General features: G+C 69.6%; 12 protein-coding genes. 9 read left to right on the top strand and 3 right to left on the bottom strand.

Features of this window, described 5'->3' with window-relative positions; all coding sequences use genetic code 11:
• Positions 1–10: 10 nt before the first annotated feature.
• From J5Y10_RS03265 to tssH, 3 genes are all read right to left on the bottom strand, one after another.
• Positions 11–2,044, bottom strand: coding sequence for a type VI secretion system Vgr family protein (locus J5Y10_RS03265; protein WP_209370668.1), 2,034 nt, complete (start codon positions 2,042–2,044; stop codon positions 11–13).
• 191 nt (positions 2,045–2,235) lie between these two features.
• Positions 2,236–2,712 (bottom strand): Hcp family type VI secretion system effector, encoded by a 477-nt coding sequence (locus tag J5Y10_RS03260; RefSeq protein ID WP_209370666.1) that lies wholly within the window; start codon positions 2,710–2,712, stop codon positions 2,236–2,238.
• A 48-nt stretch (positions 2,713–2,760) separates the two neighbouring features.
• Complete coding sequence (gene tssH, locus J5Y10_RS03255) at positions 2,761–5,400, bottom strand: type VI secretion system ATPase TssH (protein ID WP_209370664.1); 2,640 nt, start codon at positions 5,398–5,400, stop codon at positions 2,761–2,763.
• 92 nt (positions 5,401–5,492) lie between these two features.
• Here tssH and tssA point away from each other — a divergent pair, with 92 nt between their 5' ends.
• From tssA to J5Y10_RS03210, 9 genes are all read left to right on the top strand, one after another.
• Entirely contained in the window at positions 5,493–6,620 is a 1,128-nt protein-coding gene (tssA, locus tag J5Y10_RS03250; RefSeq protein ID WP_245214272.1) for a type VI secretion system protein TssA, read from the top strand.
• A 168-nt stretch (positions 6,621–6,788) separates the two neighbouring features.
• A complete protein-coding gene (gene tssB / locus J5Y10_RS03245) occupies positions 6,789–7,298 on the top strand; it encodes a type VI secretion system contractile sheath small subunit (RefSeq protein ID WP_209370662.1) in 510 nt (169 codons plus the stop codon).
• A 3-nt stretch (positions 7,299–7,301) separates the two neighbouring features.
• On the top strand, positions 7,302–8,792 hold the full coding sequence (gene tssC / locus J5Y10_RS03240; protein ID WP_209370660.1) for a type VI secretion system contractile sheath large subunit: 1,491 nt from the start codon (positions 7,302–7,304) through the stop codon (positions 8,790–8,792).
• A gap of 23 nt (positions 8,793–8,815) precedes the next feature.
• The gene (gene tssC, locus J5Y10_RS03235) at positions 8,816–10,369 is read left to right on the top strand and encodes a type VI secretion system contractile sheath large subunit (protein WP_209370658.1); all 1,554 of its coding nucleotides are present in this window, start codon (positions 8,816–8,818) and stop codon (positions 10,367–10,369) included.
• Positions 10,370–10,461: 92 nt separating this feature from the next.
• Positions 10,462–11,301, top strand: coding sequence for a type VI secretion system accessory protein TagJ (locus tag J5Y10_RS03230; RefSeq protein WP_209370648.1), 840 nt, complete (start codon positions 10,462–10,464; stop codon positions 11,299–11,301).
• Positions 11,298–11,825 (top strand): type VI secretion system baseplate subunit TssE, encoded by a 528-nt coding sequence (gene tssE / locus J5Y10_RS03225; protein ID WP_209370646.1) that lies wholly within the window; start codon positions 11,298–11,300, stop codon positions 11,823–11,825. Before J5Y10_RS03230 ends, tssE begins: the two co-directional genes overlap by 4 nt.
• A 5-nt stretch (positions 11,826–11,830) precedes the next feature.
• Complete coding sequence (gene tssF / locus J5Y10_RS03220; RefSeq protein ID WP_209370644.1) at positions 11,831–13,663, top strand: type VI secretion system baseplate subunit TssF; 1,833 nt, start codon at positions 11,831–11,833, stop codon at positions 13,661–13,663.
• The gene (gene tssG, locus J5Y10_RS03215) at positions 13,660–14,793 is read left to right on the top strand and encodes a type VI secretion system baseplate subunit TssG (protein WP_209370641.1); all 1,134 of its coding nucleotides are present in this window, start codon (positions 13,660–13,662) and stop codon (positions 14,791–14,793) included. Before tssF ends, tssG begins: the two co-directional genes overlap by 4 nt.
• 22 nt (positions 14,794–14,815) lie before the next feature.
• Positions 14,816–16,327 (top strand): class I SAM-dependent methyltransferase, encoded by a 1,512-nt coding sequence (locus tag J5Y10_RS03210; protein ID WP_209370639.1) that lies wholly within the window; start codon positions 14,816–14,818, stop codon positions 16,325–16,327.
• The last annotated feature ends 20 nt before the right edge of the window (positions 16,328–16,347 follow it).

The raw sequence follows: 16,347 nt of genomic DNA, 5'->3' as shown, positions 1-16,347 counted from the left end.
GCCGTCTCCCTCACCCGTTCAGGGAGATCTTCGGCCCGCTCACCGAGACTCCCGACATGTCCAGCTTCACCGTGGACGGGCCGGAGCTGATGGTGATGGCCATGGGCGTGATCTCGATTACCGATCCGGCGACCGCGATCTTGATGCTGGCATCCGAAGTAAAGGTGGCCGCGCCCGTGGAATGGATGTCCGTGGTCGCCGTGGAGCTCTGCTTGATCTCGCCGGTCACGGTGGTCTCGTGCTTGCCCGTCACCGTCTCGGTCAGCCCACCATCGACGGTGACCTTGCGGCCGCTGGAGACCGTGCGGTCCTCGCCGCCCGTGATCTTCTCCGTCAGCTTGCCGTTGATCGTGTCCTCCCAGGGGCCGTTTACCGTGCTCTTGAGGCCGCCGGTGATGGTACTCGTCGCGCCGTCCGTGATCGTCTCCTTGTAGCCTTTCGAAACCGTCACCTCCTGCCCGCCATCCACCGTCTCGGTCAGCTTTACCTTCACATGCAGGTCGGCATTGTTGTCGACCAGGGTGTGCATGTCCTTCACCGCATGGATGCGGATGTCCTCAGAGCCCTTCTTTCCCTCCAGCACCACCTCATTGCCGGAGTGGTCGCGGATGGCGCTCTGCGTCTTGTTGGCGGGCATGCCGACAGAGTTGCCGTTCTTGCCGTTGTAGACCCGGCCGGTGATTAGGGGCCGGTCCGGGTCGCCCTCCAGGAAGGAGACCACCACCTCGTGCCCGACATGCGGCATGAACATCCCGCCCCAGCCCTTCCCCGCCGAGTTCTGCGAGACGCGCACCCAGCAGCTGTCGCGGTCGTCGCCCTTCGCGTAGCGATCCCAGTGGAAGCGCACGCGCACGCGGCCGTGCTCGTCAGTGTGGATCTCCTCGCCCTTGGGGCCGACGACGGTGGCGGTCTGCGGCCCCTGCACCACGGGCCTGGGCGTCGCGCGGGGCGGGCGGAAGACGACGCTCGCGAGGAAGGCTTCAAAAGTGTTGGTGTAGCTGGTCCTCGCGTTGTCGCCGGCAAAGTAGCTCCCCTCACGCGCCTCGTGCCGGACGCGGCGGACCACGAAGGCCTGACTTGTCTCTCCCGCCGGGAAGTTCGCCCCGAGCTTGAAGCGTGCCCCAGGGAAGAGGCCCATGTGGCTGCTGGCGCCGAAGGCGGTATGATAGGTGGCCTCCTCTGCCTCCACGCGGCGCAGCGTCAGCATCCGGCCGTAATTGAGGTCCGAGTAGCGGCCCGGATAATCGTAGCGCTCGAGTTCCTGGGCATGCGCGACCGGGATGGTGGAGGGCGCCTCTGCCTTCAGGTCCGTGGCGGGCGAGAGAAAGTTGAAGTCGTTCTGGGCCCACCGCCCGGGATGCAGCGCGTAGAAGTGGTCCCATGCCGAGATCTGCCCGGCATGGCCGTCCTCGGAAAAGTCGACTGCGTCCTGCTCAAGGGGTCGGAACGAGTTATTTTTATCGGCAACGACCATGACGTGCCGACCTGCCTCATGGCGGAAGAAGTAGAAGATCCCTACTTCCTCCATCAGGCGGGACAGGAAGTCGAAGGTGGTCTCGCGGTATTGCACGCAGAACTCGAGTTTCGGGTAATCCTCGCTGGAGAGGCTCATCTCGAAATCGGCGAAGCCGTATTCCTTGAGGACCCGCTGGACGATTCCCGGCACGTTCAGGTCCTGAAAGATCCGGCAATCGGAGGTCTGGGTGAGGAGCCAGAGCCAGGGCACCACTCGGGCGCGGTAGAGGCGCATGCCCCGGATGTTCATGCCCCCGGCGGAGAAGCGGGACACGACGCCGCGCACCGGCCTCTTCTGCCCGTCGTTGTTCCGGATCCAGAGCGTGACGTCATACCCGACGATGTCCTCGGGCCGGATGGCGTGATCTAAGGAGAGCAGTTCCAAGTCGAAGCGGAACAGCTCGGAGATCGCCTCCTCGCCGCTGACCGAGGTGAGGATGAACCTGTCTTCGCCGAGCGGCGTCTCGAGGGAAATAAGCCGCGCATCCTGGCTGACGTCAGAGTAGCCCCCAGCGCTCGCCTGCGACATGTCCGCATCCCCACTCGAAGCCGGTCCGGACCGCTTTCCGCAACAGCTGCCGCAATCCCAGGCGATCCAAGCAGCACCGCCGGCACCTGTCACGCATCGATTTTACCGCCCCGTCCGGCATCCCGGATGAGCGGCCGCCCCGCCGCGGCGTCGCCGCGGCGGAACGGGCATCACGAGGCGTGCTCGCGCGATCAGCTCTTCACCATCTTGATGAGATCATAGGTCACCTTCGACCCGGCCTGCGGCGTGCCCTTGATGTCGAGCAGGGAGGGCGAGATCATGATCTTCGTGAAGTTGAGCGAGATGCTCTCCTGCGGAAGGTCGCCGCCTGAGGTCGTGCTGTAGCCGGACACACCACAATCCGTCAGGTCGTAGGTCAGGAAGGTATCGACCTTGTTCTTCGTCGTCGTGGTGAACTTGATCTGCACCTTCGTGTCGAAGGAACCCGCCACTGCGTCCTCGAACAGGCCGGAAGAGGCCGCATCGAAAGGCTTCGTGACAACGACCTCGCTGATGGAGGGCGCGGAGGCCTCGCGCGTCTGACCGCCGCCACCGGTGCTGACACCGCGGCCGACCCCGACCTGCATCGAGTTCAACTCGATCCACTTCACGAAGCCCTCGGTCGTGACCTGACCGTTGACGTTGCCGAACTTCATATAGATAGCCACGTTACACTCCTCTCCTTGTTCTGCGCGAGACCTCGCGCCTTCGGGACCTCAGCTCACCGCGTAGGCGAAGCTCCCGTCCGGCTTCAGCCCAACATGAACCGCGCCGACCCCCTTGCCCTCTGCCAGCCGCGTCAGCACCTCGGCTGAGAGCTCGGGCAGGAGGGTGCGAGACAAGATGTTCTCCACGTTGCGCGCACCGGAGGAGCTCTCCGTACAGCGGGCCGCGATCGTCTCAACCAGCGCGGGATCCCAATCGAAGCTCGCGCGATAGCTGTCATGAACCCGCGCGCGGATCCGGCCGAGCTGCATCGCCACGATCTGGCGGATGATGGCGTCCGGCAGCGGGAAATAGGGCACGATCGTCACGCGCCCGAGGAAAGCCGGCTTGAAGTACTTCGCCAGCTCCGGCCGCAGCGCCTCCGCCAGGCCCGCGGCGTCGGGCGCCGTCTCAGGATCGGCGAAGAGCTTCGCGATCAGGTCTGTGCCGGCGTTGCTCGTCATGATGATGACGGTGTTCTTGAAGTCGATGTCACGGCCCTCGCCGTCCTTCATGTTCCCCTTGTCGAAGACCTGGAAGAACACGTCCTGGACGCCGGGATGCGCCTTCTCCATCTCGTCCAGGAGAACGACGCTGTAGGGCCGGCGGCGCACCGCCTCGGTCAGGATGCCGCCCTCGCCGTATCCCACATAGCCCGGTGGGCTACCCATCAGGAGGCTGACCTTATGCTCCTCCTTGAATTCGGTCATGTTGATGACCGTCATGTTCTGCTCGCCACCGTAGAGCAGGTCGGCCAGCGTCAGCGCGGTCTCCGTCTTGCCGACGCCGGAAGTTCCGACCATCAGGAAGACGCCGATCGGCTTGCGCGGATCGGTCAGCCCGGCGCGGCTGGTGCGGATCGCCTCCGCCACCGCCTCGAGCGCGTGGCTCTGGCCGACCACGCGGCGCTCCATCGCCTCCCGCATGTTCAGCACGGTGCGGATCTCGTCGGACTGCATGCGACCTGCGGGGATGCCGGTCCAGCTCTCGACGATCTCGGCCACCGCCTGCGCGTCCACGGCGGGAAAGATCAGCGGCTTCTCGCCCTGCAGCGCCCGCACCTGCCCGTTCGCCTCGGCCAGCGCCGCCCGGTCGGCCGCCGTGTCCGTGCCGGCCGGCGCCGCCTCGATCCGTATCCGGATCTCGGAGGCCGAGGCGACAAGGCGCTTCTCCTCGTCCCACCGCGCCTCCAGCGCCGCAAGTTCCGCCGTGACGGTCTCCCGCTCGGCCTTCAGCTCGGCGTCCCGTGCGGCGTGGTCGTGGCCCGAGGACATCTCGCGCGCGACGATCGCCAGCTCCGTGTCGATCAGCTCGATCCGGCGGCGGCGGTCCTCCACCGAGGCCGGCACGGCGTTCTGGCTCATCGCAACGCGCGCGCAGGCGGTATCGATGAGGCTGACGGCCTTGTCCGGCAGCTGGCGCGCCGGGATGTAGCGGGCGGAGAGCTTCACGGCCGCGCTCACTGCCTCGTCGAAGATGCGGATCTTGTGGTGCTTCTCCAGCGTGCCGACTAGGCCGCGGATCATGCTGACCGCCACCGCCTCGCTCGGCTCCTCCACCTTCACGGTCTGGAAGCGCCGGGTGAGCGCCGCGTCCTTCTCGAAATATTTCTTGTACTCAGCCCAGGTCGTCGCCGCGATCGTGCGCAACTCGCCGCGCGCGAGCGCCGGCTTCAGCAGGTTCGCCGCGTCGTTCTGCCCGGCGGCCCCGCCTGCGCCGATAAGGGTATGCGCCTCGTCGATGAAGAGGATGATGGGCTTGGCGCTCGCTTTCGTCTCCTCGATGACGGATTTGAGGCGGTTCTCGAACTCGCCCTTCACGCCCGCGCCGGCCTGCAGCAACCCCATATCGAGTGTGCGCAAAGTCACATCTCGCAGGGCCGGCGGCACGTCGCCGGAGGCGATCCGCAACGCCAGCCCCTCGACAACAGCCGTCTTGCCCACGCCCGCCTCGCCGGTGAGGATCGGGTTGTTCTGCCGACGACGGGTCAGGATATCGACCATCTGCCGGATTTCGAAGTCGCGGCCGAGGATGGGATCGATCTTGCCCGCCCGCGCCTGGGCCGTCAGGTCGATGGTGAACTGGTCGAGCGCGGCGGAGCCACCGGGGCGCGGCGCCTCGCCGCCACCCGCCGCAGCCTCGGAGCCCGCGGCCTGGCCCGTGGCCTGCGCGGCCTCCGCCGTATTGGCGCAGACGGAAGCGTAGTCGCGCTTGACGAGGTCGGGCTGGATCCGGGCGAACTGACCGGAAGCCTCCCGCGCGCGGCGTGCGAGCGCCTCGTCGGCGAGCAGCGCCCAGAGGAGATGGCCGGAGCGGACGCGACTGGCCCCCTGCTCAACCGAGGCGAGAAGCCAGCCCTGCTTCACCATCTCGACGATTTCCGGCGAGAGGGAGGGTGCGCGGGCATTGCCCGTCTTCATGCGCTCAAGGGAGCGGTTCAGGTCGGCCAGAAGCCGCGAGACCTCGATCTCCCAGTGACGGAGGATCGCGGCGATATCCGTGTCGGCACGGTCCACGAGACCGAGCAGGACATGCTCGATCTCGACATTGTAGTGGCTGCGGGACAAGGTCATCCCTGCTGCCCCTTCCAAAGCCCGACGGCATGTCTCATTGAGCCGGCCGATCAGCGGCTTGAGATCGATCGAGGCCAAGGCGTCGTGTCCTGCCGTTCCGCCGCGAACCTTACGGTGCTACAACGGCTTCGTAAAGCATCCGCCCTGACGTCACGCACGGAGCCCCCGCATTGGCGCAGCTCATCGACGATCTTGACCTCGACGCCGTACTGGCCCCGGTGAGCGACGATGCGCCTGCCGGAACGGATCTCCGGGAGGACTATTCGCCAAGTTCCGTTTACTTCCAGCTTCGGGATGCGCGCGCCGAGGCGCGGGACGCCGAGCGGCAGGCCGAGGCCATCGAGGCGGATGAGGTGACGGCGCCGCAATGGCGCACGGTGCAGAGCCTGGCCCTTCGTGCGCTGACGACCGGCGCGAAGGACCTCGAGGTCGCGGCCTGGATGACGGAGGCCATGGTCCGGACGGGCGGCCTGCGCGGGCTCGCCACCGGCGCCGCCGTGATCACCGGGCTGGTCGAGCGCTACTGGGACAACCTGTTCCCGATGCCGGACGAGGACGGCATGGAGACCCGCGTCGCGCCGCTCGCCGGCCTGGCAGGCCAGGGCGTGGACGGCACCCTCATGCAGCCCCTTCGTAAGACCGTGCTGTACCATCGGCCGGACGGATCCCCGTTCGGCCTCTGGCGCTATGTCGCGACCGTCGAGCTGGCCGGGATCTCCGACCCAGAGCGCCGCGCCGCGCGGCTCGAGGCCGGCGTGGTCCCGTTCGAAGAGGTGGAGCGTGAGGCCCGCCTGGCAGGACCGGCGCACTGGTCCGCCCTGCGAGCGGAGGTCGCGGATGCGCTGGAGAGTTGGACCGCGATGGGCAATGCGGTGGATTCCAGCGCTGGCGCCGACAGCCCGTCCACGAGCCGGGTTCGCGACCTCCTCAGTCAGATCATTGAGATTTGTGACCGTTTCTCTCCGGCCATCGATGCTGCGGGTGCGAACACATCCCCTGCTGGCGGCGCATTCACCGCCCAGGCGTTGCCAGACGGATCGCCGTCCGCGGGGAATTCCCTGATCGGTGCGGCCGCCGTGATCGCCGGTCGGGAACAGGCCTTGCGCCAGCTCGGCGAGATTGCCGCGTGGTTCCGCAAGACGGAACCGCACTCCCCACTCTCCTACACTCTCGACGACGCCGTGCGCCGGGCGCGCATGACCTGGCCGGAACTGCTCGCGGAGGTCCTGCCGGACCAGACGACGCGCGACGCGCTCATCACCGCGCTCGGAATCCGCCCGTCGGCGCCCGAGGAGTAGGCCTCCCTCCTGCCGGCCCCGCAATGAGGTTGACGTTACGCCCTGACACCCAATAGCCTTCCCGCCCGGGAGCCACGGCGTCCGAATCCGGTTCGTCACACCCCTGGCGTTCCGTGTGACTTTCCCGCCCGCCGCGACAACGCGGCCTTGCCTGAGGAAACACTTCCCATGAGCGGAAGCATCCACGACAAGCTGAACCGCGTCCGCAAGCCGCGCGTCCATATCACCTACGAGGTGGAGACCGGGGATGCGCAGATCGTGCGCGAGCTTCCATTCGTCGTCGGCGTCATGGGCGACTTCTCGGGCGACCCCACGGCACCGCTGAAGCCGATGAGCGAGCGCAAGTTCACCCAGATCGACCGTGACAACTTCAACGACGTCATGGCGACGATGAACCCGGGCCTGAATCTGAAGGTGGACAACACGCTGGCGGCCGACGGGACGCAGATGGCGGTGAACCTGAAGTTCAACAGCATCGAGGACTTCGAGCCGGCCCGCGTGGCAGCCCAGGTCCCCGCCCTGGCCGCGCTGATGGAGACGCGGTCCAAGCTGCGCGACCTGATGAGCAAGGTGGACCGCTCGGAGGAGCTGGAAACCCTGCTGGAAAAGGTGTTGCGCTCGGACAGCGAGCTGAAGTCACTCTCGGGCGAGCTCGGCCTCGAGAAGAAGGAGGGCTGATCCATGTCCGAGACCTCGTCCTCCGCCGCCAGCGCCTCCGTCACCACCGAGGACGCGCCCGGCCTCCTCGACCAGATCCTGGTCAACACGCGGCAGACCGAGCCGGACCGCGCCCAGGACCTGGTGAAGACCATGGTCGAGCAGGCGCTTTCCGGCACGATCACCTTCGACAAGAACCTCACCCGCACCTTCGACCAGGCGATCGCCGCGATCGACCGCAAGCTCTCCGCCCAGCTGAACGCGGTGATGCACGACCCGAAGTTCCTGAAGCTGGAGGGCTCCTGGCGCGGGCTGCACTACCTCGTGCAGAACTCCGAGACGGGAACTGGGCTTAAGCTGCGGGTCCTGAACGCCAGCAAGCGCGACCTGACGCGAGACCTGACGAAGGCGGTGGAGTTCGACCAGAGCCAGATCTTCAAGAAGATCTACGAGAACGAGTTCGGCACGCCGGGCGGCGAGCCCTACGGCGCGCTGATCGGCGACTACGAGTGGACCGCCCACCCGGACGATGTCGAGACGCTGCGGCTGATGTCGAACGTGGCGGCCGGCGCCTTCGCGCCCTTCATCTCCGGCGTCGGCTCCGGGATGTTCGGCTTCAAGGACTGGACCGAGCTGTCCAAGCCGCGCGACCTGGCCAAGATCTTCGAAGGGCCGGAATACGCGAAGTGGCGCTCCTTCCGGGAGAGCGAGGATTCCCGCTTCGTCAACCTCGTCATGCCGCGGGTGATCGCGCGCCTGCCCTACGGTGCGGCGACCAAGCCGATCGACGAGTTCAACTACGAGGAGGCGCCGGCGGACGAGACCGGGGCCGCGCGCGCCATGGGCCACCACGACTACTGCTGGTCCAACGCCGCCTATGTCATGGGTGCGCGGCTGACGGATGCCTTCGCCCAGTACGGCTTCTGCACCGCCATCCGCGGCGCGGAGGGTGGGGGCAAGGTGCAGAACCTGCCCGCCCACGTTTTCACCTCCGATGACGGCGATGCGGACACGAAGTGCCCGACGGAGATCGGCATCACCGACCGGCGCGAGTTCGAGCTGTCCAATCTCGGCTTCCTGCCCCTGTGCCACTACAAGAACACGGATTACGCGGTGTTCTTCGGGGCGCAGTCCACGCAGAAGCCGAAGAAGTATGACCGGCCGGACGCGACGGCGAATGCGGCCATCTCTGCCCGCCTGCCCTACATGATGGCCACCAGCCGCTTCGCGCACTACCTGAAGGTGATGGCGCGCGACAAGATCGGCTCCTTCATGGAGGCGAGCAACGTCGAGGGCTGGCTGAACCGCTGGATCCAGAACTACGTCAACACCAACGAGAATGCGGGCCAGGAGATGAAGGCCCGCTTCCCGCTGCGCGAGGCGAAGATCGAGGTGAAGGAAATTCCCGGCAAGCCCGGCTCCTACAACGCCGTCGCCTTCCTTCGCCCCTGGCTGCAGATGGAGGAGCTGACGACGAGCATGCGGATGGTCGCCCGCGTGCCGCAGGCCTCCTGACGGCGTCCGCCGTCTCCGGGACCGTGGACGACAGCCCCTCCGCCCTCGCCGGCGGGGAAACCGGGCCAGAGGCGGCACCGCTCCGCGACGCCGTCCTCTCCGGGAGCTTCTTCGGCACGCGACACGCGGTGGCGGCGGCCCGTCTGGGGAATTTCACACAGGGCGGCGGGACGCCCGGTGACCGGCTCAGGGAGTGGTTCGGCGAGGGGGCGGATCGCCTCGTCGCCGCGGGCGCCGACGCGCTCCGTGCCGCGCTGGACGCGGACATCGCGGCCATCGACGCACTGCTGGGCGAGCAGCTCGACGCCATTCTCCACGCGGAGCGGCTGCAGGCACTGGAAGGGCGCTGGCGCGGCCTGGCATGGCTCGTCCGCGGCGTGGAGCCGGGGCGGCGCGTGAAGGTCCGGATCCTCAGCATCGCCTGGGCCGAGATCTGCCGCGACCTGGAGCGCGCCCTGGAGTTCGACCAGAGCCGCCTGTTCCGCTGGATCTACGAGGAGGAGTTCGGCATCGCCGGCGGCGAGCCCTTCGGGCTGATGGTGATCGACCATCCCGTGCGGCACCGTCCTGCCCCAGGCGCCCCAACGGACGATGTGGGCGCCATGCTGCGCCTATCCTCCATCGCCGCCGCAGCCTTCTGCCCGATGGTGCTGTCGCTGCACCCCTCCGTGCTGGAGGTGGACGACTTCTCACAGCTCGATTCCGTGCAAGACATCGCGTCCCCGCTGAAAGGGCCGATGCACGCCCGCTGGCGGAGCCTTTCCGCGCGGCCGGACATGCGCTTCATCGCCGTCGCCATGCCCCGCCTGCTGGCTCGCCATCCCTGGGCCGACGACCCCGCGCGCACCGATGGCTTCCGCTACCGGGAATTCGCACCCGATGCGGCCAGCCGAAGCTGGATGAGCGCCGCCTACGCCTTCGCCGCCAGCGCCCTTCGCGCCTACGCCAACTTCGCCTGGCCCGCCGATATCCGCGGGGTGGAGACGGACCGGGTGGGCGGCGGCCTCGTGACGGATGTGGCGCCGGAGCCCTTCGCGAGCGGCCCGCCGCTGGCCTGGTCGCGGACCGGGCTGGAGCTGAGGATGGGTGACCGGCAGGAGCGCGCCCTGGTGGAGGCCGGGCTCATGCCCGTCTCCGCCCTGCCCTACTGCTCGGAGATGGTCTTCGGCGCGGTGCGGAGCCTGCAGATGCCCGCCACCCACATCGGCAACAACGCGGCGACCGCGGACGCCAATGCACGCCTCTCCTCGCAGGTGAACTCCATCCTCTGTGCCTCCCGCTTCGCCCATTACCTGAAGGTCATGGGCCGCGACATGGTCGGTTCCTTCCAGACCGCCGACGCGATCGAGCGGCGCCTCTCCATCTGGCTGCAAGGCTACGTCAACACGAACCTGAGCAGCACCGGCGAGTCGCGCGCGCGCTACCCGCTCGTTGCCGGGGAGGTGCAGATCCGCGAGCGCGCGGGCCAGCCCGGCGTGTTCAGCTGCGTCGTCCGCCTGCAGCCGCATTACCAGCTGGATGACGTCGCCACGACCTTCAGCCTCGTGACGGAGCTGACGGCCTCCGGCAGCCGGTAGTTGCGGGCGATGGCTGCGGTGGCGCAATGGACCGAAGGATGAGACAGTGGCCGCGGCCCGCGCCGCGGGAACACCGCAGGAGAGGATGAGCCATGTCGTCGAGCACGGGTACCGACACGGGCGGGCAGGATGCGGGAAGCCTGTTCCGCGCCGGCTGCCTCTCGGACGCCATTGCCGCCGCGAATGGCGCGGTGCGCAAGGCCACCACGAATGTCGGCGCGCGGGTCCTGCTGGCGGAGCTGCTGCTCTTCGCCGGCAACCTGGAGCGGGCGGACGTGATGATGGACGCCACCGGCGACCTCGATCCCATGCTCGGCGTCGTCATCGCCGAGTTCCGCCAGCTGATCCGCGGCGAGCAGGCCCGGCGGCAGGTGTTCCGCGACGGCCGGGTGCCGGAATTCCTGGCCGATCCCACCCCGGCCCAGCGATCCGCCCTCGCCGCGCTCACCGCCCTGCGCGCGGGCGACGCCGCCGAGGCGGGGCGTCTGGCCGCGGAGGCGGAGGCGGCGCGCGCCCATCCCGCCGGCGCCGCCGCGGGCCAGCGCTTCGACGACCTGCGGGACGCGGACGACATCCTCGCCGCGAACTTCGAGGTCATCACCACCACCGGCAAGTATTTCTGGATTCCGACGGAGCGCGTCCTCTCCATCGAGTTCCACCCGCCGAAGCGCCCGCGGGACCTCTACTGGCGCCGGGCCAGCATGCAGGTCGCCGACGGCCCGGACGGCGACGTGTACCTGCCGGCGATCTATCCCTTCGACGCCGCCGACCCGCAGCTGACGGACGAGTTGCGCCTGGGCCGCGCGACCGACTGGCACCAGGCCGGCGAGGGCGCCCCGGTGCGCGGCATGGGTGCCGTGACCCTGCTGGTGGGGGAGGAGACCGCGACGCTGATGGAGCTGGAAACCCTCGTCTTCGACGGGCGGGAATGAGCGGCGCGCGCAACACCGACACGCTGGACGGCACCTGGCGCGGGGAGCGGGGCCGCGCGCAGCTCCCGCTTCTGGACCGGTTGACGGACGCTGAGCCCGACAAGCCCGCGGACCCGCCGATGAGCGCCTCGGCCGCGCTCGCGGCCCTGCGCGCCAGCGTGCGGGCGGACCTGGAAGCGCTGCTGAACACGCGCCGACGCTGGCGCAGCTGGGATCCTGCCCTGACCCAGCTGGACCAGTCCCCCATCGGCTGGGGTCTGCCGGATTTCGCGGGCGGCGCCTTCAACGATCCCCGCCGGCGCGAGGCGCTGCGGCGGGAAGTGGAAACCTGCATCCGCCGCTTCGAGCCGCGCTTCGCCAGCGTCACCGTGACGCTGGAAGGGGCGGCGGAGGAGCTCTCGGCCACGCTGCGGCTGCGCGTCGATGCCCTGCTGCACGCGGATCCGGCGCCGGAGCCGATCTCCTTCCGCACCCTGCTCGACGCCAACACGACGGATTTCACCGTCTTCGCGCCCGAGGGCTGATCGCGGTGTCGGACGCACTTCTACCCTACTACAACCGGGAGCTGGACGCGCTGCGCCGGCTGGCGGCCGAGTTCGCGGAAACCTATCCCAAGATCGCCGGCCGCCTGCGCCTCAGCCGCGACGCGGTGGACGACCCCCATGTGGCCCGGCTGCTGGAGGGCGTGGCCTTCCTCGGCGCCCGCGTCCAGCACCGGCTGGACGACGAATTCCCGGAGCTAACGGACGCGCTGCTTTCCGTCCTCTACCCCCACTACCTCGCGCCCATGCCGTCCGCCGCCATCATCCGCTTCTCCGCCGATCCGGAGATGACCGGCCCGGCAAGGCTGCCCGCGGGCCTCGCGATCGAGACAGAGCCCGTGCGCGGCGAGACCTGCGCCTTCCGCACGGCCTATGGCGTCACGCTATGGCCGGTGGAGATCGATGCGGTGCGCCTTTCCGGCATGCCGCTGCCCGCTCCGCCGAACCCCGCCGCCGCGCATGCCTCCGGCGTGCTGCGGATCAGCCTGCGCTGCGCCAATCCCGCCATGACCTTCTCGCAGCTCGGCGTGGATGCGCTGCGCTTCTTCCTGCGGGGGGAGAACGGCGCGGGGCTGATGGAGCTGATCCTCGCGCACGGCATCTCGGTTGCCGTCGCGGATGGGCCGGCGGACCCGAACCCCGTCATCCTGCCGCCCTCCGTCCTGCAGGCGGTCGGCTTCGCGCCGGACGAGGCGCTGCTGCCCTGGCCTGCGCGCTCCTTCTCCGGCTTCCGGCTGCTGAGCGAGTATTTCGCCGCGCGAGAGAAGTTCCTCTTCGTGGACATCCTGCGCCTGGACGCCAAGACTCTGCTCTCGGCCGGGAACCGGATGGACATCTTCGTCTACCTGGACCGCCTGCCGCCGGAGCTGGAGCGTGCGGTGGATGCGGGTAGCCTCGCGCTCGGCTGCACGCCGATGGTGAACCTCTTCCCCCAGCGCTGCGAGCCGATCGCGCTGGACAGCACGAGCATCGAGTACCGCATCGTTCCCGACGCCCGCCGCCCCTCCGCGCTGGAGGTGTGGTCGGTGGAGCGGGTGCGGGAGGGTCTTCCAGGCGGCGGCTTCCGGCGCTGGGAATCCTTCTACCGGCTGACGCGAGAGGGATCGCCGGGCGGCGAGGAGTCCGATGCGGAGCCGGGCGGCACCTACGGCACCGCGCGCCGACCCGCGCCGGGGCGGGTCCGCGGCAGCGAGGTCTTCCTCCTGCCCCACGACCCAGCCTTCGACGCGGACCGGGAAGGCGATGTGGTGCTCTCCGTCGATGCCCTCTGCTGCAACCGGGACCTGCCGGCAGCCCTGCCCTTCGGCGGCGGCCGCCCCGCGCTGCGGCTGGTGGAGGGGCTGGCGGTCGTGACCGGGCTCACCTGCCTCACGGCCCCCACCAGCACCATGCGCATGCCGCTGCAGGAGCGCGGGGCCTGGCGGCTGATCTCCCACCTCTCGCTCGGCCACCTCAGCGTCGTCGGCGGCGTGGATGCGGCGAAGGCGCTGGCCGAGGTGCTGCGCCTCTATGACGGGCGCGACACCGCGGAGACCCGCGCCTCCATCCGCGCCCTGCTGGACGTGACCTCCGCCCCCGGCACCGCCCGAGTGCCCGGCGCGCGGGCGGGTGGCTTCTGCCGCGGGCTGGACGTGACCCTGACCTGGGACGACCAGCTCTGGACCACGGGCGGGCTCTATCTCCTCGCCTCCGTGCTGGAGCGCTTCCTCGCCCTGCACGCCACGGTGAACTCCTTCGTCCGCACCCGTGCCGTCCTGCGCGGCCGCCCTGGCACCGCCGCCGCCTGGCCGGCCCGCGCGGGCCGGCAGGTGCTGCTGTGAAGCCTTCTTCCCGGTCCCGCGGGCGAAGCGCGCTGGGCCGGCTGCTCGCCGATCCCCGCCGCTTCACCTTCGATGCCGCGGTGCGCGTGCTCGGCTTCGCCCGCCGGCAGCCCGACCCGGCCGAGGCCGCGCGCTTCGTGAGCCTCAGCGGTGCCGCCTATCCCGGCAGCGAGGTGACCCTCGTCGAGGATCCGCGCCAACCATCCCCGCCGCGCGTCGCGGTCGGGCTGATCGGGCTGACGGGGCCGAGCGGCGTCCTGCCGCGCCACTACTCCGATGCCGTGACCGCCGCGCACCGCAACCGCTCCCACTCCCTCGGCGACTTCCTGGACGTGCTGGCCCACAGGATGGTCGCGCGCTTTGCCGCGGCCGGGGCCAAGTACCGGCCGCAGCGCGCGGCGGATACGAACCTGCTGACGCCGAAGCCCCGGGCGGAGACGCAGCCGGGACTCGAGACGGAAGCGGAACCCGGCCCCAGGGCGCAGAAAGGGACGGAGGATGGGGGCCCGGTGGGCGGAGCCCTGCTCGCGCTCACGGGCTACGGCATACCCGGCTTCGCGGAGAGGCTGCCGACGGGCAACGCGCCCCTGCAGCACTATGCCGGCTTCTTCTCCGCCCGCCCCCGCTCCGCCGAGCGGCTGGAGGCGATGATCTCGGACTGGCTGGAGCGCCCGGTCCTCGTCCGGCAGTTCGCGGGCGCCTGGCTTGCCGTGCCGCCGGACCAGCGCAGCCGGCTCCCTGTCGGCCTCGCGCCCGGCGCCTTCCACCGTCTGGGCGAAGACGCCGCGATCGGCATCCGCGCCTGGGACCAGCAGGCGCGCATCCTGCTGCAGATCGGCCCGCTGGACCGTGCGAGCTTCGAGCGGCTGCTGCCGGACGGGCCCGACCTGCGCCGACTGGTCGCGCTCGTGCGCGCCTTTGTGGGCTTCGAGGTCGGCTTTGCCGTGAACCTTATCCTGGACCGGGATTCCGTGCCGCCCCTCGCACCTGGCGGGGAAGCGGGCATGACGCCCCGGTTGGGGTGGAACACCTGGCTACCCATGGGCAAGGGCGAGCGGCGGCGGAACCACGCGGCCGATGCCGTCTTCGAGGCGGAGATCGTGGAAGCCCAGCCAGTGGCCAGGGCCTGATGGACATGGAGGGGACCAGGGCGTGACGGCGGGAAGCGACTGGGGCGGCGGCTATGTGACCGACCTCGAATACATCGAGGGCTACTATACCCAGCAATCCCCGTCCCAACTCGTGCTCGCCTGCACGCTGCGCGGCATCGCGGCCGATCTTCCCGGCCCGGGCGAGCCGGTGCGCTACCTCGAACTCGGCTGCGGCCAGGGCATCGGCGCCCTCGTCCTCGCCGCCGCGAACCCCGCCTGGACCGTCACGGCGGTGGACTACAACCCCGCCCACATCGCCAGCGCCCGCGCGACCGCCGCCGCGGCCGGGATCGGGAACGTCACCTTCCTGGAGGCCGATCTCACGACCCTGGCGGGCAGCGAGGCAGCGCGAGCCATCCCCGAGGCAGACTTCACCAGCATGCACGGCGTCTGGACCTGGGTGAGCCCGGAGGTGCGCGCGGGCATCGTGCGCCTTCTGGCCGAGAAGGTGCGGCCGGGCGGCGTGGTCCATGTCAGCTACAACGCCCTTCCGGCCTGGCAGAGCGCGATCGGCATGCAGCGCCTTGTGCTGGAGGGCGGGCGGCGCGCCGCGCGGCGCAGCGAGGCTGCGGTCGTGGCCGGGCTGGACCTCGTGCGGGAGCTGAACGCGACGGGGGCGCACTATCTCCAGACCAGCCCGCTCGTGCAGCAGCTCCTGACCGCCACGAAGGACCTAGCCCCGGAATACCTGACCCACGAGTACATGAACGCCCACTGGGCGCCAGCTTTCCACGCCGATGTCGCTGCCGCCATGTCCGGCGCCAAGCTCGACTGGGTGGCGACGGCCGCGCCGCTGGAGAGCTTCCCCACCCTCATGCTGACGGAGGAGCAGAGGGCCCTCTATGAGCGCTTCGACGACACTGCGATGCGCGAGCTGGTCATGGACACCTGCCTGCACCGGCAGTTCCGGCACGACGTCTATGTTCGCGGCGCGCACCGCCTGCGCAGCGGCGAGCGGGACGAGCGCCTCGCGGCCATGACCCTCGTTCCCGTCGTCTCGCCCGCCGAGCTCGACACCAACCTCGCCGTGCCGGCCGGCACGGCGGAGATCGGCGGTGGGCTGAAGACCCTTATGGCCGCGGCGCTGGAAGGCCCCACCACGGTCGGCGCGCTGATGGCCCGGCACCCCGGCGTCAGCAACGCGGCGGAACTGGTGGCCGTGCTTGTCGGCACGGGACAGGCCCAGGTCACCGCCGGCGTCGCGGCCCAGGCCCCCTCCGCCGATCGGCTGAACCGCCTCCTCGGCGGCCGCGTGCGGAGCCTGCTGGGTCCGCGCGGTGCCGGCGGCCTCGCCTGCTCCCTGACCGGCGCCGGGCTGCTCGCGCCGAAGCTCCTCCAGTTCATCACGGCGCGCCTGCTGGCCGGGGACCGCGAGGACGCCGCGGGAACCTGGGCGGAGGCACTCTCCCAAGGGCTGGACGAGACCGGCCGCCAGGAGGTGCCCGCCCTCATCGCGCGGGTCCTGGAGCAGCGGGTGCCCCTTCTCCGAACCCTGGGCGTTGTGCCGGCCTAATCCCGCGGGGGCAGCCCCCG

It is taken from the genome of Roseomonas indoligenes, assembly GCF_017813365.1.
Lineage (GTDB): Bacteria > Pseudomonadota > Alphaproteobacteria > Acetobacterales > Acetobacteraceae > Roseomonas > Roseomonas indoligenes.
This window is presented reverse-complemented; position numbering and strand designations above follow the sequence as displayed.